This window comes from Bradyrhizobium sp. RDI18 (genome assembly GCF_043203335.1).
GTDB classification, from domain to species: domain Bacteria; phylum Pseudomonadota; class Alphaproteobacteria; order Rhizobiales; family Xanthobacteraceae; genus Bradyrhizobium; species Bradyrhizobium retamae.
In genome coordinates this window covers 3,379,810-3,404,162 of the sequence record NZ_JBICRN010000008.1, presented here as the reverse complement: position 1 = coordinate 3,404,162, position 24,353 = coordinate 3,379,810, and the positions used below count along the sequence as shown (strand labels likewise).

General features: G+C 61.8%; 26 protein-coding genes and 1 pseudogene. 22 read left to right on the top strand and 5 right to left on the bottom strand.

Annotated features, from left to right (window positions below; translation table 11 throughout):
- Positions 1 to 38 precede the first annotated feature (38 nt).
- Both ACFXS9_RS25365 and ACFXS9_RS25360 read right to left on the bottom strand, forming a co-directional pair.
- Positions 39 to 200, bottom strand: a complete 162-nt coding sequence (locus ACFXS9_RS25365; RefSeq protein WP_392693265.1) for a hypothetical protein — start codon at positions 198 to 200, stop codon at positions 39 to 41.
- Positions 187 to 1,029, bottom strand: a complete 843-nt coding sequence (locus ACFXS9_RS25360) for a TetR/AcrR family transcriptional regulator (RefSeq protein ID WP_392693262.1) — start codon at positions 1,027 to 1,029, stop codon at positions 187 to 189. Before ACFXS9_RS25360 ends, ACFXS9_RS25365 begins: the two co-directional genes overlap by 14 nt.
- A 140-nt stretch (positions 1,030 to 1,169) precedes the next feature.
- On the opposite strand from ACFXS9_RS25360, the gene ACFXS9_RS25355 reads away from it, so the two are divergent.
- The 10 genes from ACFXS9_RS25355 to ACFXS9_RS25310 all read left to right on the top strand — a co-directional run bounded on the left by ACFXS9_RS25355 (position 1,170) and on the right by ACFXS9_RS25310 (position 10,740).
- Complete coding sequence (locus ACFXS9_RS25355) at positions 1,170 to 2,852, top strand: AMP-binding protein (protein ID WP_392693259.1); 1,683 nt, start codon at positions 1,170 to 1,172, stop codon at positions 2,850 to 2,852.
- Between the two features lie 12 nt (positions 2,853 to 2,864).
- Positions 2,865 to 3,587, top strand: coding sequence for a nitroreductase (locus ACFXS9_RS25350; protein ID WP_392693256.1), 723 nt, complete (start codon positions 2,865 to 2,867; stop codon positions 3,585 to 3,587).
- Positions 3,588 to 3,926: 339 nt separating this feature from the next.
- Entirely contained in the window at positions 3,927 to 5,123 is a 1,197-nt protein-coding gene (locus tag ACFXS9_RS25345; RefSeq protein ID WP_392693253.1) for an ABC transporter substrate-binding protein, read from the top strand.
- Positions 5,124 to 5,201: 78 nt separating this feature from the next.
- Positions 5,202 to 6,092: a branched-chain amino acid ABC transporter permease gene (locus tag ACFXS9_RS25340; RefSeq protein WP_392693250.1), complete on the top strand. Its 891-nt coding sequence runs from the start codon at positions 5,202 to 5,204 to the stop codon at positions 6,090 to 6,092.
- Between the two features lie 11 nt (positions 6,093 to 6,103).
- Positions 6,104 to 7,015 carry a branched-chain amino acid ABC transporter permease gene (locus ACFXS9_RS25335; RefSeq protein WP_392693248.1) on the top strand — a complete coding sequence of 304 codons (912 nt, stop codon included), beginning with the start codon at positions 6,104 to 6,106 and terminating at the stop codon, positions 7,013 to 7,015.
- The gene (locus tag ACFXS9_RS25330) at positions 7,008 to 7,748 is read left to right on the top strand and encodes an ABC transporter ATP-binding protein (RefSeq protein ID WP_392693246.1); all 741 of its coding nucleotides are present in this window, start codon (positions 7,008 to 7,010) and stop codon (positions 7,746 to 7,748) included. Before ACFXS9_RS25335 ends, ACFXS9_RS25330 begins: the two co-directional genes overlap by 8 nt.
- 9 nt (positions 7,749 to 7,757) lie before the next feature.
- A complete protein-coding gene (locus ACFXS9_RS25325; RefSeq protein ID WP_392693243.1) occupies positions 7,758 to 8,477 on the top strand; it encodes an ABC transporter ATP-binding protein in 720 nt (239 codons plus the stop codon).
- Between the two features lie 18 nt (positions 8,478 to 8,495).
- A complete protein-coding gene (locus tag ACFXS9_RS25320; protein ID WP_392693240.1) occupies positions 8,496 to 9,386 on the top strand; it encodes a branched-chain amino acid ABC transporter permease in 891 nt (296 codons plus the stop codon).
- 2 nt (positions 9,387 to 9,388) lie between these two features.
- Positions 9,389 to 10,318 (top strand): branched-chain amino acid ABC transporter permease, encoded by a 930-nt coding sequence (locus ACFXS9_RS25315; protein WP_392693238.1) that lies wholly within the window; start codon positions 9,389 to 9,391, stop codon positions 10,316 to 10,318.
- A complete protein-coding gene (locus ACFXS9_RS25310; protein WP_392693236.1) occupies positions 10,315 to 10,740 on the top strand; it encodes a FixH family protein in 426 nt (141 codons plus the stop codon). The genes ACFXS9_RS25315 and ACFXS9_RS25310 overlap by 4 nt, the downstream gene beginning before the upstream one ends.
- Positions 10,741 to 11,579: 839 nt before the next feature.
- Here the strand turns inward: ACFXS9_RS25310 and hemA are convergent.
- Entirely contained in the window at positions 11,580 to 12,815 is a 1,236-nt protein-coding gene (hemA, locus tag ACFXS9_RS25305) for a 5-aminolevulinate synthase (RefSeq protein WP_392693234.1), read from the bottom strand.
- Between the two features lie 93 nt (positions 12,816 to 12,908).
- Positions 12,909 to 13,474 (bottom strand): annotated as a pseudogene (locus ACFXS9_RS25300) (SCO family protein).
- A gap of 266 nt (positions 13,475 to 13,740) precedes the next feature.
- On the opposite strand from ACFXS9_RS25300, the gene ACFXS9_RS25295 reads away from it, so the two are divergent.
- The 12 genes from ACFXS9_RS25295 (at position 13,741) to ACFXS9_RS25240 (ending at position 23,081) form a co-directional block, all read left to right on the top strand.
- Complete coding sequence (locus ACFXS9_RS25295; protein WP_392693231.1) at positions 13,741 to 14,478, top strand: carboxypeptidase regulatory-like domain-containing protein; 738 nt, start codon at positions 13,741 to 13,743, stop codon at positions 14,476 to 14,478.
- Between the two features lie 131 nt (positions 14,479 to 14,609).
- A complete protein-coding gene (locus ACFXS9_RS25290; RefSeq protein ID WP_392693229.1) occupies positions 14,610 to 15,740 on the top strand; it encodes a metallophosphoesterase family protein in 1,131 nt (376 codons plus the stop codon).
- Between the two features lie 12 nt (positions 15,741 to 15,752).
- On the top strand, positions 15,753 to 16,208 hold the full coding sequence (locus tag ACFXS9_RS25285) for a c-type cytochrome (protein WP_392693227.1): 456 nt from the start codon (positions 15,753 to 15,755) through the stop codon (positions 16,206 to 16,208).
- Between the two features lie 109 nt (positions 16,209 to 16,317).
- Positions 16,318 to 17,775 carry a cbb3-type cytochrome c oxidase subunit I gene (locus ACFXS9_RS25280; RefSeq protein ID WP_392693224.1) on the top strand — a complete coding sequence of 486 codons (1,458 nt, stop codon included), beginning with the start codon at positions 16,318 to 16,320 and terminating at the stop codon, positions 17,773 to 17,775.
- Complete coding sequence (locus ACFXS9_RS25275) at positions 17,772 to 19,460, top strand: cbb3-type cytochrome c oxidase subunit II (protein ID WP_392693221.1); 1,689 nt, start codon at positions 17,772 to 17,774, stop codon at positions 19,458 to 19,460. Before ACFXS9_RS25280 ends, ACFXS9_RS25275 begins: the two co-directional genes overlap by 4 nt.
- Positions 19,461 to 19,466: 6 nt before the next feature.
- Complete coding sequence (locus ACFXS9_RS25270) at positions 19,467 to 19,658, top strand: hypothetical protein (protein WP_392693218.1); 192 nt, start codon at positions 19,467 to 19,469, stop codon at positions 19,656 to 19,658.
- Complete coding sequence (locus tag ACFXS9_RS25265; protein ID WP_392693215.1) at positions 19,618 to 19,860, top strand: hypothetical protein; 243 nt, start codon at positions 19,618 to 19,620, stop codon at positions 19,858 to 19,860. The genes ACFXS9_RS25270 and ACFXS9_RS25265 overlap by 41 nt, the downstream gene beginning before the upstream one ends.
- A gap of 31 nt (positions 19,861 to 19,891) precedes the next feature.
- Entirely contained in the window at positions 19,892 to 20,014 is a 123-nt protein-coding gene (locus ACFXS9_RS25260) for a hypothetical protein (protein WP_392693212.1), read from the top strand.
- 14 nt (positions 20,015 to 20,028) lie between these two features.
- The gene (locus tag ACFXS9_RS25255) at positions 20,029 to 20,151 is read left to right on the top strand and encodes a hypothetical protein (RefSeq protein WP_392693209.1); all 123 of its coding nucleotides are present in this window, start codon (positions 20,029 to 20,031) and stop codon (positions 20,149 to 20,151) included.
- A 55-nt stretch (positions 20,152 to 20,206) separates the two neighbouring features.
- A complete protein-coding gene (locus tag ACFXS9_RS25250) occupies positions 20,207 to 20,926 on the top strand; it encodes a sulfite exporter TauE/SafE family protein (RefSeq protein ID WP_392700004.1) in 720 nt (239 codons plus the stop codon).
- Positions 20,923 to 22,821, top strand: a complete 1,899-nt coding sequence (locus tag ACFXS9_RS25245) for a heavy metal translocating P-type ATPase (protein WP_392693206.1) — start codon at positions 20,923 to 20,925, stop codon at positions 22,819 to 22,821. Before ACFXS9_RS25250 ends, ACFXS9_RS25245 begins: the two co-directional genes overlap by 4 nt.
- The gene (locus ACFXS9_RS25240; protein ID WP_392693203.1) at positions 22,818 to 23,081 is read left to right on the top strand and encodes a hypothetical protein; all 264 of its coding nucleotides are present in this window, start codon (positions 22,818 to 22,820) and stop codon (positions 23,079 to 23,081) included. The genes ACFXS9_RS25245 and ACFXS9_RS25240 overlap by 4 nt, the downstream gene beginning before the upstream one ends.
- Here the strand turns inward: ACFXS9_RS25240 and ACFXS9_RS25235 are convergent.
- Positions 23,066 to 24,346, bottom strand: coding sequence for an FCSD flavin-binding domain-containing protein (locus tag ACFXS9_RS25235; protein WP_392693201.1), 1,281 nt, complete (start codon positions 24,344 to 24,346; stop codon positions 23,066 to 23,068). The genes ACFXS9_RS25240 and ACFXS9_RS25235 overlap by 16 nt on opposite strands.
- Positions 24,347 to 24,353 lie beyond the last annotated feature (7 nt).

Genomic DNA, 24,353 nt, shown 5'->3' with positions numbered 1-24,353 from the left:
TGTGGCGAAGCGCCAGCGCGCGCCGTTCGATCCGGTTCTTAGACCAGGGCGCTGAGCATATACCAAACCGCGCCCCCCATTGCCGGCAAGACGACATTGTTGATCGCTCGCGGCGCCTTGGCAAGGCTGACCAGCTTGACCAAGCCGTCGATGATGCCGATCCAGACGCTGGCGGCATCGCCCTTGCTACACCACCTCACGCAGGGGCGGCATGAACGTCTCATTTCGTCCTGCCACGCCTCTCAAGCAGAAGCCGACTATGGCGACGGCGTGGTCGTGCCGCTCGCGATCGGTTGTGAGATTGTCTGAGGCAAGGGGACCGACAAGTCCTTCAAACAAGGAGCCGACGATGCACGACGCTGCGGCATGAACGTCCTGCAAGGGAAAATCCTTGTCCCGGATACCCTGCTCGATAACGGTCTCGAAGACTCTGGCGAGCTTCTTTCGATACTTGAGACGTGCCGCTTCGATCTCGGGCTCCACCGGCTCAGCCACCAGGGCATGCGCAAGTTTGCGGCCCCGCAAGGCCCGACTTGCAAACGTCCAGGCAGATAGGCCGATCCGCTCGGCAGCGCTTCCATCGCCCATGGCCACGCCGGCCGCTGCGTCAACCTCGCGCTGGGAAACATAGCCCACCACCTCGATCATCAACTCTGCTTTCGAGGAGAAGTAACGGTACAGAGTTCCAAGCGCGATACCGGCTGCTTCGGCCACCGCGGCCATTTGCGCGTCGCGGAAGCCGACGTCTGCCACCAGGTCGCGCGCAGCCCGAAGGATGGCAGCGCGCCTTTCGGGCGACGGCGCACGCAAACGAGCGCTGTCGGCCTGTTTGATTGGGCGAGTGCGAGCCATTACTTCTCCATCAGGCGCAGGATGATTGCGACCAGAATCATTGGCTTGTTCGAGCCCGAGTCGCAATTTCCCATTTCGAAGACCGAACTTGGATTCGGCAGCAAGCGGCGCATCTTGCCACTTGACAAGGTAGAATTGCAATTCTAGTTTGATCGAAAATCTGAAATCAACAATCATTGCCGAATGGCTAAAAGAAGGGGAAGGGAATGCTAGGTCGTGTGGAAGCGAAATTCTCAACTTCCGTTTCTGAGCCGAAGCCGCGGCAGTCGCCATCGACATTGTGATGTGGGTAAGGGGCGCGCTCAGGGGAGGCACCGGTGCCAACGACAACGCAAAGCCAGGATCCATTCGACCGCGTTCGCGAACTCGCGTCGCGCTACAGCGACGAGCGCGCAAGCGCAGCTTACCTTCTTTGTGATCGCCACCCCGCGGGCAATCTGGCCTATCGCGTGGTGGGCGCCGACCTGGAAGCTACGGACCTTACCTACGGCGACCTGCGCACCGCTTCTGAGCGTCTGGCCTCGGCGTTGGCAGATCTTGGCGTATCACCCGGCGATCGGGTGGCCACGTTGACGGGGAAGAGCGTCGAGTATCTCGTAACGCTGATGGCGATCTGGCGCCTCGGAGCCGTTCACGTACCCTTGTTCACGGCTTTTGCGCCTGCTGCCATTGCGCTGCGATTGGCGGGGAGCGCCGCGAAAGTCGTCGTATGCGATGAGAACCAACAGGCCAAACTGGCGCCCAGCGCAGAAATTCCCGCTGATGCATCGTGGCAGGTCATTACCACGGCTCCAGAGCACCTCGTGCCGCCGACTGCGCTCCGTTTCGCAGAACTCCTTGCCGCCAAGAACCCCGGACTGCCAGCCGCCTCTCTCGGCGGCGACGCGCCGCTGATACACATTTATACGTCGGGTACGACCGGCCGTCCCAAGGGCGTGGTGGTGCCGATCAAGGCGCTCGCCGGCTTTCAGGCTTACGCCGAGTTCGGGCTCGGCCTGCGCTCCGACGACGTTTTCTGGTGCGCCGCCGATCCAGGCTGGGCCTACGGCTTGTACTTCGGCGTGCTTGCGTCGTTCACCACCGGCATCCCGAGCCTCCTTCTGCAAGGCGGATTCGACGCTGAAGCCACGTACGAAGTTCTGTCCCGCTACCAAGTAACGAACTTGGCTGCAGCTCCGACCGTCTATCGATCGTTGCGCGCCGCCCCCGTCGCTGCGCCGCGCATCCTGAAGCTCCGCTGTGCTTCCAGCGCGGGAGAGCCGCTTACGCCAGAGGTCAACGAGTGGGCTGTCGGTGCGTTGGGCGTGCCCGTTCATGACCATTACGGGCAGACCGAGGCTGGCATGCTCGTCAACAACCACCATCATCCCGCTTTGAAGAGACCGCTCAAGGACGGATCCATGGGAATACCCATGCCGGGTTGGGAAGTTCGCGTTCTGCGGCAGCTTGAGGATGCGCCCGCTCCCGATGGGGAAATTGGCAGGGTTGCTGTTGAGGTGCCGCGAAGCCCTCTGGCCTGGTTCACGGGATATCTGAACGATCCGGAAAAAAGCGCCGAAAAATTTGCCGGGGCAGGGCGCTGGTATTTGACAGGCGATGTCGGCTGGAAGGATGAGGGCGGCTATTTTCACTTCTCGTCGCGGGACGATGACGTGATTATCATGGCCGGGTATCGGATTGGCCCCTTTGAGGTTGAGTCCGTGTTGGCCACTCATCCTGTGGTGCGCGAGTGCGCCGTGATTGCGGTGCCGGACGATATTCGCGGCGAAGTTCTCGAAGCATTCGTGGTCCTTCGCTCGGACGTGAAGCCCTCGACGAACATCGTTCAAGATCTTCAGCAGTGGGTGAAGGTCGGCTACGCGGCGCATGCCTATCCGCGAAACGTCCACTTCATCGAGTCGCTGCCAAAGACGCCGAGCGGCAAGGTGCAGCGCTTCGTGTTGAGGCAGAAGCGCCGCGAAGAGCTTGCGGCAACGAAGTGCAATTCTGATCCGCAGTGATTACCGGAAGCCATGCACATCAAGACCGAGAGTATCAGTGCGATGCGGGATGCAGGTCAACATCGACAGTTGACCCTGAGAGAGGCTGTCACTGGACGTCGGTCTGTTCGCAGATTTCTCCCGACGCCGGTGCCGTCGGAAACGGTACGAGCGATCCTGGCTGATGCGGCGCGCTCGCCGTCCGGTACCAACATCCAGCCCTGGAAAGTCTACGTTGCAATGGAGGCCGCTCGCGATCGGCTTTCCCGGAGCGTTCTCGCAGCAGCAAATGTCGGTGCTCGTTCCGATGAATATGCCTATATGCCGTCGCCGCTAGAGGAGCCTTATCTATCCCGCCGGCGGCGCATCGGGTTTGATCTCTACAGGCTATATGGCGTGACGCGGGATGACCTGGAGGGCCGCCACCGCGTGATGCTGAGGAATTTCGAGTTCTTCGGCGCTCCCGTTGGATTGTTCTTTGCCATGGACCGCTTTCTTCTCCTCGGCTCCTGGCTCGATTGTGGGATGTTCATGCAGAACGTCATGATTCTCGCGAGGGCGCACGGCCTCGAAACCTGTCCGCAGCAGTCTTGGTGCGAATATGGTTCGATCGTGCATGACGCACTTTCGATTCCTGGCGATCAGATCATTCTTTCGGGCATGGCGCTTGGATTTGCTGATCCGCAAGCTCCGGAAAATTCGCTTGTCAGCGAACGTGCGGCACCGGACGAGTTCGCTACATTTCATTTCAGGTGATGCGATGCGACAGCAATCTGCAATCTTGCGACGGAGTACGCGCAGCTTGGACAGCGCTTCAAAAACGGGAGCTTTGGAGACGGTGTCGAATCCGAAAACCCGCCGAACAGGCCGGTCCATTACGATGGATGGCCACCGGCTCGCCTCCCGTTCGATTGCTGCGGCACGGCATAAGCCCGGGCCGGAAGACAAGGCACTTGCAAACGGGCGTGACATTCCTCAGGTTCACCATTGTCCGCGGACGGTCAAGCACGGGGGCGACGCGGGACCGGCCTTGCGAATTTTCTCAACCACAAAGGAGGCGGAAAAACCGCCCGCTTTTCAGCAGGAGGAGACACTATGAGAATTGTCAATGTTGCAGCGGCTGCGCTGCTTGCCGGCACGATGACCAGTCTTTCGGGCGGCGCTCTGGCCCAGGAGCGTACAGTCAAGATCACCGGTTTCGGCGCCAAATCCGGCGTCGTCCGCGTGTTCGGCGTCAACAGCGAGGCGGCCATGAAGGCGGCTGCCGAGGAGATCAACAAGGCGGGCGGCGTCACCCTGGGCGACGGCGCGAAAGCGAAGCTTTCGGTCGAATTCCTCGATGATCGCTGCAATGCCGAAGAGGGGATCTCCGTCATCCGCCGCATCGCTTCGTCGGATGCTTTCGTGGCAGTCGGACCGACCTGCTCGAACGTCGCCGAGTCGCTTTTCGGCATTCTGCAGAAGAAGGTGGGCGATGCCTCCGACAGCGGGCTGCAGTTTCCCGTGTTCGCCGACGTGGCTGCCAAGGGCGGCCTCGCTGCGATTTCCGAGTGGGCGTTTCGCAACGTCCCGAGCGAGCTCGAAATGTACAAATCGCTGTTCGCATGGCTGAAGCGGGAGCACCCCAATCTGAAGACGATCTATGGCGGTGTCGAAAAGGACTTTGCGCATTCGAATGCCACCTACGGCGTCATGAAGAAGCAGGCCGAGGAGAACGGCTTCCAGCTGCTCGGGACCGGCGAATGGCTGCTGAATGACACGAACTTCTCGACGCAGGTACGCGAAATGCGCCGTACCAATCCGGAGATCGTCGCCATTTCCGCCCACCCGTTCACGACTTGCGGGGTGCTGCGAGAGATGGACCGCCAGGGCGTGAAGCCGAAACTCCTGATCGGCCTGACCAGTTCCTCCAGCATCGAGACGCTGCAGGGCTGCGCCAAGCAGGCGGAGGGCATCATCATTCCGACCAGTTTTGCGCCCGTCACCCCGGAGGCGAAAGCCGCGGCCGACAACGTCTCCAAGCAGGGCGGCAGCATGGATCTGCACAGCGCGGCAGCCTACGAGATCATGTTCGTCCTCAAGGACGTGATCGAAAGCCAGAAGATCATCGCAAAGCCCGACACCGTGCAGGCCGATCGCAACAAGATGCGTCAAGGGCTGGCCGCGCTGAAGGAAACAAAAGGGCTGCTCGGCAAGATTGGGCGCACCAACGACCGCGAAGCGATCAAGCCGTACCTCTACGTGCATGCCAAGGACGGGAGCTGGCAGGTCCTCTACAAGCCATCGTCGTGATCGCCGTCAATGAGGCGGCGGGCCAGGCCGGCCCACCGCATCTTCTCAACCTTGACTCTGTAGTGTGGGGGCACCGCAGTGGACCTGCTTGATCTGATCGATGCCGTGCAGTCCGTCGCCGACGGGTTGCTGTTCGGCTCCACCTACGCGCTGCTCGGAATAGGTTTCACGCTTATCTTCGGTGTGATGCACAAGATCAACCTTTCCTATGCCGCAGCGTCGATAGGTGCTGCTTACGGAAGCCTGCTGCTTCTCGGCGGCCTCACCGCGCCGGCTATCGTCGTCTTCATGGCGGCGGCGCTGTGCGGCGGGGTGATCGGCGCGCTCGTCTATTTGATCGGCTTCAAGTTCATCCCCGTCGCCAGTCCTCTGGCCACCTTGATGTCGACCGTCGGCCTGTTGTTGCTGATTGACGAGGTTATCGTGCACACGACTCAAGGCGTGCCGCTGGCCTATCCGGCGCTGTACTCCGACGTGGTCATCCGGCTCGGCCCGTTCATGCTGCGCGGCGACCTGATGTTCGTCTTCGCGCTTGGTTGTGCCTGCATGGTACTGTTCCTGCTGCTGCTTTATCGGACCAGGTTGGGCATCGCCACGCGCGCCGTGTCGCAGCAGCCGGTCGCCTCGCAACTCTGCGGCATCAGCATCTTGCAAGTGAACGTCCTGACCTTCGTGGTCACCGGCATGCTGGGCGGCATTGCCGGTGCCATGAGCGGTGCTGCGATCGGCATGCTGTCGCCGCTGTTGGCTCAGCCGCTCACCGTCAAGGGCCTGATTGTCACGGTGATCGGCGGCCTCGGCAGCATACCGGGGGCGATCATCGCCGGCCTGATCGTGGGCGGGCTGGAAAGCCTGTTCCAGTTCCTGCGCGGTGTGACCGAACGGGACCTCTACATTATGATGCTTTTGTTCGCCTTCCTCGTGTTCCGGCCGGGAGGCATCTTCGCCAAGGCGGCCGGGCGCGACTGAGAGAGGCAGGCATGGATTTCTATCTCGGTCTCGCGCAGGTCATCGGCGTCCATACGCTGCTGGGGCTCTCGGCCTATTGCGTCCTGCTCACCGGCCAGGTGAGCCTGGCACAGGCGGCCTTCTTCGCCGTCGGCGCCTATGTCGCGGCGATCCTCACCGTCATCTTCAAGTGGCACCTGTTTGCCGCGCTCGGCGTTTCCGCCGTTGTCTCCGGCCTGACCGCCTGCGCCGTCGGCTTCCCGGCGCTGCGCGTGAAAGGATTGATGCTGGTCGTCGCGACGCTCGCCTTCGGCGAGGCCGTGCGTCTGTTCTTCTTTAATTTCACCTACCAGATCCAGGCGGGCGAGCTGAAGATCGGTCCGCACGGCGCCGAAGGTTTTCGCCAGATCCGCTACTTCCCGGAGCATGGCTGGTCCACCTTCGACGTCCTCATGTTTATCTGGCTGATGGTGGCGATCGTGATGGCATGCCTATGGTGGCTCGATCAATCGCGCGCCGGCGCCGTGATGCGCGCGGTCGGCGAAGACGAGGTAGCGGCGCAGAGCTCCGGCATCAACGTCACGGCGGTGAAGGTATTAGCCATGACCATCGGCGGCGTCATCGCCGGAATCGGCGGCGGCATCTTCGCGCACTATACGACGCATATCGAGCATGTGCAGTTCGGCGTCATTCTCGCGACATTCGCCATCGCCTATCCGATCCTCGGCGGGCTTTCGAACGTGTTCGGCACGCTGCTTGCCGTCATCTTCATCCAAGGCTTCCTGATCGAGGGCCTGCGCTTTCTCGGCGATTGGCGCAATCTGCTGTTCGGCGCGCTGATCGTGCTGGCAATGAACCTGCGGCCGCGCGGCTTTCTCGACGCAGGCGGCGTCGCCTCCCTGAAACGCATGCTGTTTGCAGGCAAGGAGAGCTCCGGTGCTTGACCTTCAGGGTATCGCCAAGCATTTCGGCGGCGTCCACGCGGTGGACGGAGTTGATCTGACCGTGAAGCGCGGCGAGATTCTGGGCCTGATCGGACCGAACGGCTCCGGCAAGAGCACGATCGTTAACCTGGTCTCCGGCCTGTTTCCATTGACCTCGGGCCGGATTCTCTTCAACGGCGACGATATCTCGGACCTGCCGTCCCATGCGCGGGTGAGCCTTGGCATTGCACGAACCTTCCAGAATATCCGGCTATTCGGGCAGCTGTCGGTCTGGCAGAACCTCTGGGTCGCGCAGAATTCCCGCCTGCAGCGGCAGGAAATGTTCTTCAAGCGCTGGTTCGGCGGCTCCGCGGGCGTGCAGGCGGAAATCGCGCGGACACTCGAATTCTTCGACCTAGCGCACAAGCGCCACGAGCTCGCCGCCAATCTCTCCTTCGGCGAGCAGCGGCGGCTGGAATTCGCCCGCGCCATTTCCGCCAGGCCCAGCCTGCTGCTGCTCGACGAGCCGGCGGCGGGCATGAATGCCGAGGAGGTGGATCAGCTCGATGCCCGCATCCGCAAGATGCGCGATGACGGGTTCACGGTCCTGTTGATCGAGCATCACGTCGAGCTCGTCATGTCGGTTGCCGACCGGATCGCCGTTCTGAACTTCGGCCGCAAGATCGCCGAGGGGACGCCGGCTGCCGTGCAGGACGATGCTGCCGTGCGCGAAGCCTATCTCGGCACGCGGTGAGGTGAGATCATGCTGAACGTATCAGACCTCGTCACCACTTACGGTAAGATCGAAGCGCTCAAGGGCGTGTCGCTGCAGGTTGAGGGCGGGAAGATCACCTGCCTGCTCGGACCGAACGGCGCCGGCAAGACGACCTTGATGATGACCATCGCCGGAATTCTCAAGCCTCGCCGCGGCTCGATCAAGCTCGAAGGCGCCGAGCTGGTCGGCCTGTCACCCGCGAAGATCGTCTCGCGCGGCATTGCGCTGGTACCGGAGAACCGGCTGGTCTTCCCGGAGATGTCGGTGCGCGAGAACCTGTTGGCGGGGGCATACCAGCGCAGGGACAAGAGCGAGATCGCCGCCGACATGGAGCGCATGTACGCGCGCTTTCCGCGGCTGAAGGAGCGGAGGGAACAGCTTGCCGGCACACTGTCCGGGGGCGAACAACAAATGCTGGCGGTTGCTCGCGCATTGATGTCGCGTCCGCGCGTGCTGTTGATGGACGAGCCCTCGCTCGGCCTCGCGCCCCTTATCGTGGCGGAAATCTTCGATATCGTCGCGGCGCTCAATCGCGATGGGACCACCATCCTGCTGGTGGAGCAGAATGCACATATGGCGCTGAAGGTTGCGCACCAGTTTTTTCTGATGGAGCAGGGCCGCGTCACCTTCCAGGGTACGCCCGGTCAGCTGGCGGAAGACGAGGTGATCCAGCGGGCCTATCTCGGCACTCGCCGCGCCGCCGGATGAGCCGGCAGTCAGGAGCCGATGATCGATTTCATCCAGAATACGGTCGACGGCGTGATGATCGGCTCGTCATACGGTCTTCTCGCGCTCGGCTTCACCGTCATCTTCGGCGTCATGCGGCGCCTCAACTTGTCCTACGGGCCCACCGTCATGATCGGCGCTTATTTCGGCACCGTGCTCTATCTGGACTTCGGCGCCGGGCTGCTTCCGGTCGCTGCCGCCGTTGTCACCGGAGCGGTGATCTCCGGCATCTACGTGGAGCGGCTCTGCTTCGCGCCGATGAAGGCCGGCGCCGGGATCGCGTCGATGGTGTCGAGTTTTGCGATCTGGATGCAACTGGAGCAGGCGGCGGTCCTGGTCCTGCCGCGTCACACCTACCCGTTTCCGCCGCTCGCGACCGGCGCGGCGCTCGAGATCGGTCCATTGCTCGTCCGTCCCGATCACCTGATCATGCTGGCGAGTGCGCTCCTGCTCGGCGCTGTTGTGCAGCTTGCGCTCTATCACACGCGCTTCGGCCTTGGCCTGCGTGCGGTGATCGCCAATCCGATTGCGGCGAACCTGGTCGGCGTGGATGTCAGGCGCTCGGTCACGCTGGCGTTCGCTGCGGCATCGGCTATCGGCGGAACGGCCGGTTTTCTCGTGCTGGCGGTGGACCAGCAGGTGACGCCGATGTTCGGCATGTGGGCAACGCTCAAGGGCATGATCGCGATGATGATCGGCGGCCTCGGATCGATACCCGGCGCGCTGCTCGGCGGACTGTTGCTCGGCATCGTCGAGGTGCACAGCCACTGGCTGTTCGGCCCGCAGGTGCGCGATCTGTTTGCCTATTTCGTGCTGTTCGCTTTCCTTGTGGCGCGCCCCGGCGGCCTGCTCGGCCGCACGGCTGACGTCGAGCTGTCGCACAGGGCGTGACAATGGACGACTATCTGGTCAGCGTACTGTCCAACATCGGCGTCATCTCGTTCGTCGCGCTGTCGGCCTATCTGCTGCTGCTCACCGGAGAAATCTCCTTCGGCCAGCAGGCGTTCTTTGCGATCGGCGCGTATGCGGCCGGCGTGGCTACCGCGATGTGGGGCTGGCCGCTTGCGCTGGCCATTGCCTGGGGCGCAGCGGCGGGGGCAGCTTGCGCCGTGGCGCTCGGCATCCCGACGTTGCGGCTTCGCGGACTTCAGTTCGCGATCGCGACGCTTGCGTTCGCCGAGATGGTGCGGATTCTATTCGAGCTGTTGCGTTATCAGATCGACATCGACGGCGAACCAGTTGGTCCGAACGGCACTGACGGCTTTCGCAATATCCGTTATATCTTCGATCACAACATCGAAGCCCTCGATTTCATGATGCTGATCTATGCGATGCTGGCGGTCACGCTCGGGGGCTTCATGCTGCTCGAACGCTCGCGGCTTGGCGTCATCTTCCGCATGATCGGTGAGGATGCGACGCTTGCCTCGCTGCAGGGCATTGCGGTCGCCCGCTACAAGGTTCTCGCCGCCGGCATCGCCGGCGCGCTCGCGGCGGTCGGCGGCGGCCTCTACGCCCATCTGACCACCTATGTGGAGCCGCGAACCTTCGACGTCATGCTCGGCGTCCATTCTCTTGCCTACGGTCTGATCGGTGGGCTCGGCACTGCGCTTGGACCGCTGCTCGGGGTCGTCATCGACGTCGGGCTCCTCGAGTCCGTGCGACTGTTTGCGGGTTACCGCATGATCATTTTCGGCGGTCTGGTTGCGTTGCTGCTGATTGTTCGTCCGCGTGGCCTGCTCGATGAGCGACTGGTGCACAGAATTGGCCGGTTGTTCCGGCACGCGATATCCGGACCGACCCGAACCAGACGAGGATCGCGATGAGAACGATCGTTTGCATGCTCGTTGCCGTGGCGGCACTGATGGCCGGTTATCCGCAAGCTGCGCACGGCCAGGTGCGCGCCAAGGCCGTTGTGACCTGCGTTTCGGCCGGGCAAGTGCTGCAGTACAACTGCACCATTAGGCTTGCGAACGCGCGCTCCGGCGAACCGCTCTCCGGGCTGACCGTATCCGTCGGAGCGGAAATGCCCTCGATGCCCGGCATGCACAACGTTCGTCCCGTGACAGCGATCGAGCAGGCTGAGAAGGGCGTTTATCAGGCCCGCCTTGAGCTCGAGATGCACGGCGACTGGGCGGTGCAAGTCGATCTGCGCGGCGCCGTGCGCGACCGCGTGATTGCGATGTTGCGCTTCGAAGGAGCGGAAGTCACTGACGTCAAATCGTCCCCGGGCCGCCACAGTCATTGAAGCGCTCTCAGCTGATGGCTTTCGACGCTCAGATCGAGGCGTGTCATTCCGACAAAGGAAAACCTATTGCGGGTTCGATGCGAGTCTGACGACAGATTTGTCGGAATGAACATTGATTTTCCTACGAAATCATACGCCTCTTAATCAGCGGTTCTATCGGAAGTTTGCGTGCTTTCACGGTCTCTTCACAGTCGGCAAGCGCAGCCCTGTTGCCTCAGGCTTTTGGGACTGATCCTCCCTGCGAGGGCTGCTTCTTATTTGGAAACGACTGCCAAGCTATTGAAATTGCTAGGGGCCATTTTTCGCTTTTCCAAATGCGCCTTGAAATCGTTGAATAATCGAGCTGATTTTGATTCCGCCATTCGGAGGTTCGATCCCTCCCGCCCCAGCCAGCACTTAAGCTGCTGAGTTCGTTATGTAGCCAACTCTATTCCCGCCAAATCTTTGGGCGCGTTTGGAATAGGATTTTGTTTCTGAAGCTCGAAAATCGAACTAGGCATCGCGCGTCATGTGACCATATTGACCATCTCCACGGCTTTCATCTCAACATATACCGCGGAGACAAGTCGGGGCAGTCCGTCAGGTGTTCATCGTAGAATAGGGTATTACGGCGAGCAAATCGGACAACCAATCGAATGATGCGTCTGTGCGCATTCGGCACCCGAGCTACAGCTCGTTAAGCGAATAAATTCGGGGGTTCAAGTCGCTCCCCTGACTCGAACCCCAGTCGCGATTGGTCCTCAACGCGGCAAACTTGCGCCTTCATCCAGGTCGATAACACCACCCTGGCAGCTGTTTCGGTTCGACTTCCGCGATCGTGGTCTCGGCTTGGAACGTCGCTACGCGCTCATCTGCGCGAGCGCCCGGTCCTCGCGCGGCAGGTTAAGCCGCTGCCAGACATCGGTCAGCGCCGTGGCGAGCGCGTCGATCATGCCGTCGTCGTGATGTGGCGAAGGCGTGATGCGCAGCCGCTCCATGCCACGCGGCACGGTCGGGTAGTTGATCGGCTGGATGTAGATTCCATGTTCGTCGAGCAGGAGGTCGCTTGCAGTCTTGCAGTTCTCCGGATCGCCGACGAGGACCGGTATGATATGCGTCTCGTTCGGCATGACCGGGAGCCCGGCCGCCGTAAGCACCGCCCTTGTGCGCGCCGCGCGGTGCTGATGTTGCGCACGCTCCCAGTTGGAGCTCTTGAGGTGGCGGATCGCCGCGGTTGCAGCGGCACAAATCGCCGGCGGAAGGGCTGTGGTGAAAATAAATCCAGGCGCGTATGAGCGCACCGCATCGATCAGCACGGCGTCACCCGCAATATATCCGCCAAGACAGCCGAACGCTTTGGCAAGCGTCCCCTCGATGACGTCGACGCGGTGCGCCGCGCCCTCGCGTTCTGTGATGCCGCCGCCGCGCGATCCGTACAGGCCGACCGCATGCACCTCGTCGCAATAGGTCATCGCATCGTAACGTCGGGCAAGATCGCAAATGCCGTTGATGGGGGCGACGTCACCATCCATGGAATAGAGGCTCTCGAACACGATCAGCTTCGGCCGTTGCGGCTCGACCCGTTTGAGCAGCTCTTCGAGGTGGCCGAGATCGTTATGACGCCAGATATGCTTCTCCGTCCCCGACTGGCGCACGCCCTCGATCATCGAGTTGTGGTTGAGCGCGTCGGACAGAATCATGCAGCCGGACATTAGCCGGGCAATCGTTGCAATTCCGGTCTGGTTCGAGACGTAACCGGAAGTGAACACAAGCGCCGCCTCCTTGCCGTGCAGGTCGGCCAGCTCGCGCTCAAGCTCGACCAGCGGATGACTGGTGCCGGCGATGTTACGTGTGCCGCCCGCGCCGGTGCCCATGCGGATCGCGGTTTCGACCATGGCGCCGATCACCTTCGGGTGCTGCCCCATGGCGAGGTAGTCGTTGGAGCACCAAATCACGACGCTGCGCGGCCCTGCGGGCGAGTGCCAGATGGCGCGGGGATAGCGCCCGGCGATGCGCTCAAGATCGGCAAAGACACGGTAGCGCCGCTCGTTCCGTAACCGCGCGAGGGCGTGAAGGAAATAGTCATCGTAATTCATGACAGGGTCCCCCTGCGACGGTCTCAAACTCGTGTGGAATCCCCTTGGTCAGGGCGCGCTCTCATGGCGTTAATCGTCCCCGACACTTGCATTCTAGCGAGCCTTTGCCATGGCGCCGCGCACCGCCTCTGCGATGCGCTCGGCTGATGCATCGGCGTCGAAACCGCGCACGAATTTGCCTTCAGCGTCCATCAGGTAGAGATAGGTGCTGTGGTCCATGACGTAATCGCCGGCGCCCGGCCCGCTCTTACGGGGCGCGTAGTAGACTCCATACTCCTGGGCAACGGCATCGATCTGCTGCCGCGTGCCCGTGAGTCCGACGATCCTCGAATCGAACGACTGGGCGTAGGCTCCCATTACGTCCGGCGTATCGCGTCGCGGATCGACTGTGATGAACAGCGGTTGGAGCTTGTCGGCGTCGGGGCCGAGCTTCCGAGCGCGGCGGAAATCTCAAGGAGCGCCGTCGGGCAGCTATCGGGACACGAAGTGAAACCGAAATAAACCAGAAGCCATTTCCCACGGTAGGTCTGATCCGTGATCGTCGCGCCCTCAGGTGAGGTGAGTGTGAACGGGCCGCCGATCTTTACCGGCGAGTTGGCTGCGCGCACGAGCGGTTGGCTCAACGCCAAGGCGGTCGCGACGGCAATGCCGTAAGGCATTGCCCGTCGGAGGTCCGAAAATGTGGGACGGCGACGCATCAGATGCCTCCCGCGGCGGCGGTGCTTAGCCGCCACAAACCTCCCTCCCGTTTCAGCGGGTATTTCTTAGACGATTTTTGCCCTCAGGCTTCATAAGCTTTGCTTAAGGTTTCGCAAAGGAGTTCTGATTTTCCCAATCCCTGTAAATGGCGGTTAGCTCTCAACGAATTTTCCTGCTGACGTCCAACGATCAAGGAGAGTACTGCGATGACTGGCTTAGCCATGAGGTGGCTGATCGGGGCGTCGTCGATGGTCGCGGTGGTCGCAACGCCGCTCCCGGCGTCAGCCTACGAAGCGGGCCCGGTCGCGGGCGGCGGATCGATCACCGGCAAGGTCGTGTTCAACGGACCCCCGGCACCCGCAAGGTCATTCCGACCAAGGACATCGAGGTGTGCGGCGGTCCCTACGAGGAGACGCTCATTCAGGTCGGGCCGGACAAGAGCGTGCAGAACGCCGTCGTGTATCTGGCCGATATCGCGAAAGGAAAAGCCTGGCCGGCGGACGCCAAGAAGCCGGAAATCGATAACAAGAAATGCAAATTCGAACCTAGCATTCAGGTGATACGCGTGGGCGGGCTGGACGTCGTCAATAGCGATCCGATGCTCCACAACACGCACGGCTATTACGGCAAGCGCACCGTGTTCAACCTCGCCCTGCCCAACCAGGGTCAGCGAATTCCCGTCGAATTGCCGCGGCCGGGCGAGGTGCGCATCGACTGTGACGCGCATGGATGGATGGAAGCGTTTATCTATGTCGCCGACAATCCCTACTACGCCGTCACCGGCGCCGACGGAAAGTTCACCATCTCCGACGTTCCGGCCGGAACCTACAAGCTGGTGGCGTACCAACCCTTCACCGGCCCGAACGAGCAGACGGTGACCGTTGCGGCGGGGAAGTCGAGCGATCTGAATATCGAACTGAAGAAGGGCGCCTCGCAGGTTCAAGGCGGTTCCGGCGCGAAGTAACGGACTTCTGCGGCTCGACCGGCGACAATCGAGCCGAAGGAACAAGAAAATCTGGCGAGGTGGCAAACAGCCAGAGCCGCCGAGTGGAGAGGAGCAACGCCTTGTAACGACCATTGCGAGGGAGGAAGCCCATGTCCGAGCTTGAGCGCGACCGGCGTGAAATAGCTGCGGTGCTCCAACAGCCCGGGGTGCATCCTGACCCCTCGCTGCGGATTACCCGACGCACCTTCGTGCACAGATCATGTGTCGTCGGAGCCGCGACCGTAGCGGAGACCTTCGCCTGGTGGCCGCTGCTCAACACTCTCGACATCGCTTATGCGGCCGAAGCGCCATTCAAGTTTGCCTGGATCTCCGACACCCATCTCTATCCGAAGTCCCTCAATACGCGTTTCGTCGAGAAGACGGTGCGTGCCGCCAAGGAGGTGCAGGCGATGAGTCCGCCGGCCGACTTCCTGATTTTCGGCGGCGACCTGGCCCAGCTTGGCAAAGTCGAAGAACTTGAGCTCGGTGTGGAGATCCTGAAAGAAATCAACATCCGCAAGGTCTACATTCCGGGCGAGCACGATTGGTACCTCGACATGGGTAAGAAGTGGGGCGAACTGTTCGGTCAACCCCACTGGACCTTCGACCATAAGGGCGTGCGCTTTGTCGGGCTCGACACCGTCAGTCGCGGCCCGGACTATTGGACGGCGAGGAAGATGAGTCCCGAGGAGCGTATGGGTCACATGGCCACGCTCGACGGAACGGTTGCCGGCGCGTGGGCGGGCGTTGGCCGCGATCAGCTCGACTGGTTGCAGAAGACGCTTGCCAATTGGGACCGGAACCGGCCGGTCGTCATCTTCAGCCACAATCCGCTCTACGAGTACTATCCGCCGTGGAACTTCTGGGTGCGCGACTGGCGCGAGGTGAACGAGGTGCTCAAGCCCTACACCAAGGTCACCAACATCCACGGACACACGCATCAGGTGCTCTACAACGAAATCGGCACCATGCGCTCGATCGGCATGCTGGCAACCTCATGGCCTTGGCCGTACGCGCCGGAGGGGGTGCCGAAGCTGACGAAGCCGATGATCCGGGTCGACCCCGGTGATCACTTTGACGGGGTAGGATGGGCCAAGATCGACGTCAGCGCCCAGGACAAAGTCGAAGCCGAATACATCATGTGGCGTAAGCAGGTGTTCGCGCAGTCACCGGATGACTATGCGAAGAGCATTCCCGAGGTTTTGCGGCCTCGGATCGCTGACAGTATGTGGCCATATTAGGGAGGAATGGGCATGACCGCGTCGATAACATGCCGTTTCATTCTGTTCCGCGCTGCCCCGGCGGTAGCGCTTGCCGCCCTGGTCGGCCCTGCAGGTGCGCACAAGGATCCGGTGACGCCGCAGCTGCTGAACTCCTACCAGCAAGTGTTCATGGAGCAGGTCCGCAAGGGCGATCTGCTGTTCCACGGTGATGCAGCGACCGAGCAGGCGATGGATGTCGTGTTGTCCAAAACTGGAATGGCATGCGCCATGTGCCATCCCATGACGGCTGATACCCACCCCGCCACGTTCCCGAAGTATCAAGCGCAGATGGCCAAGTTCGCGACGCTGCGCGACATGATCAATTGGTGCATCGAGAAGCCCAACCAGGGAGAAAAGATCGCCGATGACTCGGAAGCGATGAAGGCCTTGGAAGCGTACATCTACTGGTCGCAGAGCGGCTCGGTGTTGAACCCGGGCAAGTTCTGATTTCGATGCTGCGAAGCGGAGGCTTCTAGCGCGGGTCATTGCTGTCGAAGCTGCGTCTATACGGGAACAGGAGAGAACGCATTAACAGACAAGCAAGGGGGAATGCTCCATGGCGGAGGTGTTTCCTGCAGAGAGACTGCGCGGCAGTTTCAGTGGCGTCAACTTGGATGATCTGGTCGATTGGCGGGTGGTCCGAACTTGGCTTTATTGGGGCATGTTCTGGCTCCTCGTCACGCCATCGGTGGGCGTGGCGATCTCGGGTCTCTTCAACTATCCGGATTATCTTGGGACCAGTAATCTAGGGCTGACCTTTGGCCGGCTGCGGCCGGTTCATGTCAACGGCGTCATCTTCGGCGCCTTTTCCGCCCTCTTCATCGGCGAATGTTACTATCTGGTCCCGCGCCTGTGCGGCGTGCGGGTACCATGGGCACAATGGGGCGTACCGCTAGCATGGCTTTATAACATCAGCTTGGCGGCGGGGCTCATCTCGCTGCCTTTTGCGCAGAACCATGGCCTGGAGGCAGGCGAGCTCCCGCTCTTCGCCGAGATTCCCATCTTCATCGTCATCGCGGCGACGACAGCACAGTTCCTCATCACCATCGCACAACGGCTTGAGGCGCCGCTCTATGTGGCGCTCTGGTATCTCATAGGGGCCTTCGTGTGGACGACGATGAATCTCTTGCTGGGTAGCTTCATCCTTCCCTACACGATTTCAGGCATTAACAGCGCCGCGTTCCACGGCCTCTACATCCACTACATCGTCGGTCTATGGATCACGCCCGCAGGCTACGTGCTCATCTACTATTTTCTGCCGGTCGCTGTGCGCAATCCGCTTTACGCACACCAGCTATCGCTGGTGGGTTTCTGGTCGCTCGCGCTGTTCTATCCCTTCGTTGGCATCCACCATTATCTGTATAGCCCGATCGCCGACTGGACCGAGACTCTCGCCATCATCACCTCCATGTTGCTGATAATTCCCGTGTGGACCGTGCTGGTGAACTTCTTCGGCACAGTGAAGGGGCGTTGGGATGGATTCGGGAAGAATCTCCCCGCGAAATTCCTGATCACGGGGTCGCTGATGTACCTGGTCGGTTGCTTCCAGGGCTCGACCGAGGCGTTGCGCTCGATCCAGCAGCCCACCCATTTCACCGACTTCGTCATCTCCCACTCGCACCTCACCGTTTTCGGCACGTTCGTGGTCTGGGCGATGGGCGGTCTGATTTACGTGTGGCCGCGCGCGTTCAATCGCGAGCTTTGGTCATGGACGCTTGGCAACTGGTCGTTCTGGCTGATCACCGTCGGCATTTCCACTATGGGTCTGGTGCTGACCGCCGGCGGTCTGCAGCAAGGCTTCGAATGGATGAATGGCACCGAGTGGCTCGACACGGTGGTCCGGATGAAAGCCTATTGGCTGGTGCGTACCCTCAGCGGCATCACGATGGACCTCGGGATGTCCCTGCTCGTCTTCAATCTTATGATGACCGCGCTTAGTCGGCCGGCCGAGGAAAGAGAGCCCGTTCCAGTCCCAGGTGCTGCCCCAATTCCCGCCGGAGGGCCAGCCGAATGAGTGCGCGCTTTGTCGCTCTGGTGGCCGGGGTTTTCTTCTTCTTTCTCGCCGTGGTCACCCAGGGCATCCTACCCTTTATTGAGCCGACGGCGCGGACGACCGACGTGACCGCCGTGGTCCGCACCGATTTTGGCCAGCTCAAATGGGTAGTGGCCGAGGCCACTGATTATACGCCGCAGCAGCAGCTCGGCCGCCAGGCGTATCTGCGCGAGGGGTGTTGGTACTGCCATTCGCAATACGTGCGTCCGGTAACCGGCGAGACCCGCCGTTGGGGTCCGGTCTCCGAGGCAGGCGAATACGCCTTCGATGTGCCGCACCTATGGGGCACCCGGCGTATCGGGCCGGATCTAACGCGGGTCGGGCTCAAATACAGCGACGAATGGCATCTCGCGCATTTCTGGAATCCCCGGATGCTTTCGCCCGATTCGAATATGGCGCCTTTTCGGGGACTGTTCGACACGCCCGCAGAACCGGTCAGGATTGTCGATGACGGAGCTGGCAGTCGTAGCCTGGAACGAACGCCCGTTACCGAGAAGCTCTTCGCATTCGCAAGCAAGGAGCAGATCAAGCTCACGCCGAACGCCGATGGACTTCTGTTTGTGCCCATGGAGGCGCGCGGCAAGGCTCCGATCATTTGGACACCGAACAAGGAATATACCGGCGACACCGTCAACATCGCCGCGGAGACAGAAGTGCTGCAGGGTCTCATCGCGTACCTCCAAAAACTTGGCATGAATCGTGGCAAGTGGCGGGACCTGTTTGAGCCGCAAAAGCTCGAAGTTACGGATGTTACGATGCCACGATCGAGCGAATGGATCGCCTACGGCAAAGAGGTCTATCAGCGGCGATGCCTCGGCTGCCACGGGGAGAGCGGCGACGGTAATGGACCGGCTGCGACCTTCATGTACAAGCAGCGCCCGAGGAACTTCGCGGCGGCGGTTTTCAAGTTCAGGCTGACCAAGGAGCCGTTGCCAACCGATGGTGACCTTCTGCGCACCATTACACGCGGCGTCCGAGGCACGGCGATGCCCGGCTGGCACGAGCTGAACATAATCGACCGCCTCGCTGTCATTCAGTACATCAAGTACGAGCTGGCGGTCGACCGCTCGAATCCGGCAAAGCCCTATGCCTATTTCAAGGAAGAGCCGCCAGGTCCGCCCCTGTACATCGGGCGGCCGCCTGTTCCGTCTGAGCAGATGCTCACGCGCGCCAAGGATGTGTGGCGGAGTGCAAAGTGTTGGGAGTGTCATGGTGAGACCGGGAAGGGTGATGGCGAAAAGGCTCCCGGGCTGAAGGACGATCTGGGCTTTCCGAGCCCTCCGGCGGACCTTACCGCCGGCCAGTTCAAGTCAGGTCCTACCGTTGAGGACATCTTCCGCACTATGACGACCGGGCTGAGCGGCACGCCCATGCCATCCTACCGGGATCCGCTGTCGGAAGAGGACCGCTGGGCGCTCTCCTACTACGTGCTTGCGCTATCGGCCTACAAGGATCCGCTGTCGGGTGAACCGCTGCCGATCGCCCCCAGTGATCGCAGGGCGCTCAACGATCCCGCGCTCGAGGCGGATACGCCGGACAAAGCCTACGTCCCAAGCGGCCGCGCCGCAGCGAGCCGCAGCGGAGCTCACGCCTTGGCCGGCCGCAACGGGAACAGCGTGACCGAGCAACGGGCCGCCAAGGAGTAAAGAGCGATGACCATCTATTTCGAGATCGTCGGCCCCTACATTGCAGCCTTGATGATGAGTCTCGGTGCACTCTGCGTCTTCATTTGGGGCGTGCTCTCGGGCGCCTTCAGCGGCGCCGACGATGCATCCATACGTTTCCTGCAGAGGGAGATCGGCGATGACGGATCCGACGCGAACGCCAAACACGACGGCGAATAACAGCTCACCCGCCGAGACGGAGGAGATGGAGGAGTATGCCGGCGGCACTATTCAGTCTCGCCACGGCTACATTCCCGTGTGGTTGCTGGCTGTCTATGTCGTCCTCTTCATCTGGGCGCTGTACTATCTCGTCGTCTATTGGGGGTGGGCTGGGACCGGGACGTGTCTAGAGATCCCGACGCACGCGCAAGCTGGTGACTGACTGATTCCGATTCGAGATAAGGGAGTAGGAATTGCCGGTTCAGAAGGAGCAGAAGGTGCTGGTAGCCAGGATCATCCTCGCCCTCGTGGCCTTGAACCTGCTGTTCCTGTTCACCGCGCTAGCCATAAACGTAGTCCGTGTCTATTTCGGCTGACCAGGAGGGCGCGCATGATCGAGAATCCGGTTTTTTCGCTCGCCGATGCGAGTGCGATCCAGATCATCGCGTTTGTCGGCTTCGCGATAGCCACCGTCGCCTTCTTCATTTGGGTCGCCTATCTCATGCGTGGGTAGCGGCGGCGAAGCGGTGCCGTCGCTGCACAAGGTGGATGGGCAGGGCAATGTGCCGATGGCCGCCTATCTGATAATCTTCTTCGCGGGGTTCGCAGGCAGCTTCCACTGCATCGGCATGTGCGGTGGCTTCGCCTGTGCGCTCGGCCGAGATCCGCAGGGGCGCGGCGCGACAGTTCTGCGCCATCTGCTGTACAATACCGGTCGATTGACGACCTATTGCTTTCTGGGCGGACTAGCGGGCGCCTTCGGCCAGGTCATATGCACGCCGCAGGGAACGACAGTCCCGCTGCTGAGCGGTTCGCTTGACACCGGTCAGCGGATTCTCGCGATCCTCGCCGGACTGCTGATGATCGCCATGGCGCTGCAGTTCTTTGGCCTGCTGCCGCGCCTGCATCGCATCACGACAGGCTCCGGCGCCAGCACCCTCGCGGCATCCCTGCGCAGCCTGTTGACGGCGCCGGGACATGCCGCCCCGCTCTCGTTTGGCGTATTCAATGGCTTCCTGCCTTGTCCGCTGGTCTACGCCTTTGCCGCCCAGGCGGCGAGCACGGCCGGAGCATTGCCGGGCTTTCTCACCATGGCAGCGTTCGGGCTTGGGACCTTCCCCGCAATGCTTCTGACGGGCGGCGTTGGCCGAGCGCTGGCGCCGGTGTGGCGGCAGCGCGGCGTGTGGCTGGCCGGCAGTTGCATTCTGCTCCTCGGTCTCGTCACCGTTGGCCGCGGCATCCTGCCCTTCGCCGTGCACTTCGCGCATGGTTGGACAGAACCAGCATGACGGCCCCGGACCATGCGCTGTGCAGCCACTGCCTGTTACCCACCGGGCGGCGGGCGATGCGACGCACGGTGAACGGTGAGGCTTGCGCATTCTGCTGCTACGGCTGCTGTATCGCCTACCAGGTCAAGCACGGTAAAACCGAGGAATGGGAGGCCGCTTGGCTGCTGATTCGGCTCGGTGTCGGCGGCTTTCTCTCCATGAATATCATGCTGTTCAGCCTGCTCCTGTACAGCGACGCTTTCAGCGGCGCGGATGCCGAGATGCTTCCCTGGATTCATCTTCTACTCTGGCTGTTCGCAACACCCGCGGTGATCATTCTCGGCGGACCGTTTCTGCGCGAGGCGTGGCTCCACGGCATGGAGGGGCGCCTGACCTCCTCGGCACTCATCGTGCTCGGCGTCGGCGCCGCTTACCTTTATTCCGCTTTTGCCACCATCGAGGGCAGCCCGCAGGTTTACTTCGATACGGCCACCATGGTGCTGATGCTGTTCACAGCGGGCTACTACCTCGACGCCGCCGGGCGTGCACGGGCGGCGCGTGACCTGCAGCCGCTCTTGGCCGCGGAAAGTGAGTGGGCCACCGTCGTCATTGGCGACGGAGAGTACCGCCGGCCGGTGCGCGAGGTTGACGCAGGTGTACTGGTTCGAGTTCGGCCGGGCGAACGCATTCCCGTCGACGGCGTGATCATGGAGGGCGAATCGCACACTGACGAGGCCCTGATCACAGGCGAAAGCCGGCAGATCGCCAAGGGCGTCGGCTCGCATGTGATCGCCGGCAGCATCAATCTTGACGGGCCGCTCCTGATCCAAAGCTGCGGCTTGGCAAACGCGACCCGCTGGGCGCAGATTTGTCGATCGGTACGGGATGCATTGATCCGCCGCAGCCCGAGCCAGCGTCTCGCCGACAACATTGTAGGCGTCTTCGTGCCGATTATTCTTGTGCTGGGCATTGGAGCGTCGGTGTATTGGGCGCGGCACTTACCGTTCGACCGTGCGCTATTGATCGGCCTTGCGGTACTGGTGGTGGCCTGTCCCTGCGCAGTCGGGCTGGCGGCACCGATGGCCACCTCGCTGGGCATCGGACGGCTGGCCCGACACGGCTGCCTGGTGCGCGACCCGGCCGCGCTTGAGGCGCTGGCGCGCATCCGGCTGATCGCCTTTGACAAGACCGGCACGCTCACCTCGGGTCAGGCGCGCGTTGTCGCTATCGACAGCGATGGAACCAGCGCCGATGTGGTGCTCGCGCATGCCGCCGGACTGGAGCGCCATTCCGAGCACGGCTTGGCCTGCGCTATAGCTGCAGCGGCAGCTGCGCGCGGGCTCAAGCCAGTCGCCATCCACGACGTTCGAGTCGTGCCGGGGCGTGGCATCCGTGGCAAGTCGGACGGTCGGATCGTAGCGGCAGGCAGCGCCGCATTGATGCGGGAGTTGGGTTGGTCGCTGACGCCAAATCTGGCTGAGTACGGGAGACGGCGTGAAGCGAGCAGCCATTCCGTGATCTATGTCGGCTGGAACGAGCGGGCATATGCTGTGCTTTCACTTGACGATACGCCGCTGCCGGAGGCGCGCTCGACCGTCGAAGCGCTGCGCCGCCGTGGGGTGCGCGTGACGCTGTTGACCGGCGATCTTCCGGCAGCCGCAGTGCGGATTGCCGCTGCGGTCGGAATTGAGAGCGGCGATATCGAGGCGGGCCTCCCACCCGATGCCAAACGCGCGGCGCTGGAACGCCGCCGGCATGACCATGGCATGGTAGCGATGGTCGGCGATGGCCTCAATGACGCGCCGGTGTTGGCCGGAGCCGATGTCGGGATCGCCGTCGGTTCGGCGACGGACCTCGCTCGCGAGGCCGCAGCGGTCGTGCTCCCACCCGGGGGCTACGGACGCTGCCGTGGGTGATCGACGTCGCTCGCGCAGTTCGCGCGACCATTCTCACCAACCTGGCGTGGGCGTTCGGTTATAATCTCATCGCGATTGGGCTGGCGATGGTCGGAGTCCTCCAGCCAGTGCTGGCGGCGGCAGTGATGGCCGGCTCAAGCATCATCGTCGTCCTGAATTCGCTGCGGTTGGAGCGGCTGCCCCAACCAGTTCCATCCGCCGCGGCGGAGAGCGCTCCTGCATCTCGCAGCACGGCCACTTCAAATCAGAAAGTGGCATAGCCGAACGTGTCACTCGTAAAGGCAGAGTACCAGCTTTGCGCCTCGCGTGCGGCCCGGCGGCGGGTTTCGGCGCTTTCCTGCACCTGGCTGACGAAGTTGTCGACGATCTTGATCGTTCCGGCCGCGGGCTTGAAGCTGATAGCATTGCTCACTGCATCGTCGGGACCAAGATGAGTATAGCAAGTGTTGAACAAACGAGGCGGAACGCGCTCGGACCCGGTCAGCGCCGCGGCTATGGCAAACGCGCAGGCCTTGGCTTGGCTATTCGCAACGAACGCCGATTTCGGCATGTCGCCAGCACTGGTCGCATCGCCAACGACATGGATTCCCGGCTGTAGCTTCGATTCGAACGTTATGGGATCGATCGGGCACCAGCCAGATTGATCCACGAGGCCGTTTTTCTGCGCGAACTGGCCGGCCATTTGCGGGGGTATGACATTTGCGACCGCGGCCTTGAACGTCTCGCTCGCTGTCTTGACGGATCGCTCCTTCACGTCGATGGCCTTTATTCCACCGGTGAATTGGGCAGGTAGCCATTCGATCATACCCCGATAGTGTCGCTCCCACGCATCCAGAAATAGATCCTGCGCGTTGAAGCTGTCCTTTGCATCAAGGATAAGGATCCTCGAGTGCGGCTTGTGCTGTTTGAAATAATAAGCAATCAGAGAGGCGCGCTCGTATGGGGCGGGCGGGCAGCGGAACGGATTGGGGGGTGCGACGAGCACAAAGACGCCGCCATCCTCCATGCTTTCGAGTTGCTGTCGCAGCAGCTGCGTCTGTGGGCCCGCGTTCCAGGCGTGCGGAATGACCTGCGTCGCCGCCTCGTCATAGCCCGCGAGGGCGTCGTAATTGAAAGCGATGCCAGGGGCAACGACGACGCGGTCGTAAGGTAATTTTGGACCACTCTTAAGCCCGACGGTTTTTGCGACCGGATCAACCGCTGCCACGGAGTCATGAATGACATTTATGTCGTATCGTTGCGCCAGCGTCTTATAGCCGTGCGTAAGCGACTCGAGCGAGCATAGCCCGGCGAGATAAAGGTTGCTGAAAAAGCAGGTCGTATAGTTCGGATTTGGCTCAACCAGCGTTATCTCGATTGTTCGCGCGCTGGCGGCCAAGTACTTGGCGGCCGTGGCACCGCCTATGCCGCCGCCGACGACGACCACTTTCGCCTTGGCCTCGCTTGCTGCCAGTCGAGGGCCGAGTGCTGCGAGGGTCATCCCTCCCGTCAAGTAGCCGAACTCTCGACGCGTCGGGGACTTCACGGCCTAA

Bases quoted from the DNA above. Each gene is read 5' to 3' on its own strand.
- ACFXS9_RS25360 (WP_392693262.1), bottom strand. From the start codon at position 1,029: ATGATTGTTGATTTCAGATTTTCGATCAAACTAGAATTGCAATTCTAC.
- ACFXS9_RS25350 (WP_392693256.1), top strand. From the start codon at position 2,865: ATGCACATCAAGACCGAGAGTATCAGTGCGATGCGGGATGCAGGTCAA.
- ACFXS9_RS25345 (WP_392693253.1), top strand. From the start codon at position 3,927: ATGAGAATTGTCAATGTTGCAGCGGCTGCGCTGCTTGCCGGCACGATG.
- ACFXS9_RS25335 (WP_392693248.1), top strand. From the start codon at position 6,104: ATGGATTTCTATCTCGGTCTCGCGCAGGTCATCGGCGTCCATACGCTG.
- ACFXS9_RS25325 (WP_392693243.1), top strand. From the start codon at position 7,758: ATGCTGAACGTATCAGACCTCGTCACCACTTACGGTAAGATCGAAGCG.
- ACFXS9_RS25320 (WP_392693240.1), top strand. From the start codon at position 8,496: ATGATCGATTTCATCCAGAATACGGTCGACGGCGTGATGATCGGCTCG.
- ACFXS9_RS25315 (WP_392693238.1), top strand. From the start codon at position 9,389: ATGGACGACTATCTGGTCAGCGTACTGTCCAACATCGGCGTCATCTCG.
- ACFXS9_RS25310 (WP_392693236.1), top strand. From the start codon at position 10,315: ATGAGAACGATCGTTTGCATGCTCGTTGCCGTGGCGGCACTGATGGCC.
- hemA (WP_392693234.1), bottom strand. From the start codon at position 12,815: ATGAATTACGATGACTATTTCCTTCACGCCCTCGCGCGGTTACGGAAC.
- ACFXS9_RS25290 (WP_392693229.1), top strand. From the start codon at position 14,610: ATGTCCGAGCTTGAGCGCGACCGGCGTGAAATAGCTGCGGTGCTCCAA.
- ACFXS9_RS25285 (WP_392693227.1), top strand. From the start codon at position 15,753: ATGACCGCGTCGATAACATGCCGTTTCATTCTGTTCCGCGCTGCCCCG.
- ACFXS9_RS25280 (WP_392693224.1), top strand. From the start codon at position 16,318: ATGGCGGAGGTGTTTCCTGCAGAGAGACTGCGCGGCAGTTTCAGTGGC.
- ACFXS9_RS25275 (WP_392693221.1), top strand. From the start codon at position 17,772: ATGAGTGCGCGCTTTGTCGCTCTGGTGGCCGGGGTTTTCTTCTTCTTT.
- ACFXS9_RS25270 (WP_392693218.1), top strand. From the start codon at position 19,467: ATGACCATCTATTTCGAGATCGTCGGCCCCTACATTGCAGCCTTGATG.
- ACFXS9_RS25265 (WP_392693215.1), top strand. From the start codon at position 19,618: ATGACGGATCCGACGCGAACGCCAAACACGACGGCGAATAACAGCTCA.
- ACFXS9_RS25255 (WP_392693209.1), top strand. From the start codon at position 20,029: ATGATCGAGAATCCGGTTTTTTCGCTCGCCGATGCGAGTGCGATCCAG.
- ACFXS9_RS25250 (WP_392700004.1), top strand. From the start codon at position 20,207: ATGGCCGCCTATCTGATAATCTTCTTCGCGGGGTTCGCAGGCAGCTTC.
- ACFXS9_RS25245 (WP_392693206.1), top strand. From the start codon at position 20,923: ATGACGGCCCCGGACCATGCGCTGTGCAGCCACTGCCTGTTACCCACC.